The organism is Psychrobacter sp. Cmf 22.2 (assembly GCF_001921745.1).
Taxonomy (GTDB): Bacteria; Pseudomonadota; Gammaproteobacteria; order Pseudomonadales; family Moraxellaceae; genus Psychrobacter.
Genome location: NZ_MRYA01000055.1, coordinates 1 through 257 on the forward strand (window position 1 = coordinate 1; position 257 = coordinate 257).

1 protein-coding gene is annotated in these 257 nt (G+C 43.6%); it reads right to left on the minus strand.

Annotated elements, in window-relative coordinates; translation table 11 throughout:
* The coding region (locus BTV98_RS13685) for a hypothetical protein (RefSeq protein WP_178379399.1) at positions 1–257 on the minus strand (257 nt) is incomplete at both ends.

Genomic DNA, 257 nt, shown 5'->3' on the forward strand with positions numbered 1-257 from the left:
AATACGCAAGGTCAACTGCTGAATATTGGTATCCATGCTTTGCATAAAGTTAGGCATCAATTTTGCTACAGCGCTTGTGTCATTAACCGCTAAATCATTATTTGGGTTAGCAACTTGTTCAGTGTCATTATCAGCAAGGGTTTCATTAAGGGCATTTTGCTCCAGAAGCTGCAAGATACGCGCAGCTGCGTCTTTATCTTCGGCAATTTTTTGCACTAAGACAGGCTCGACCACCACCAAGTCATTGGCCATGGTGG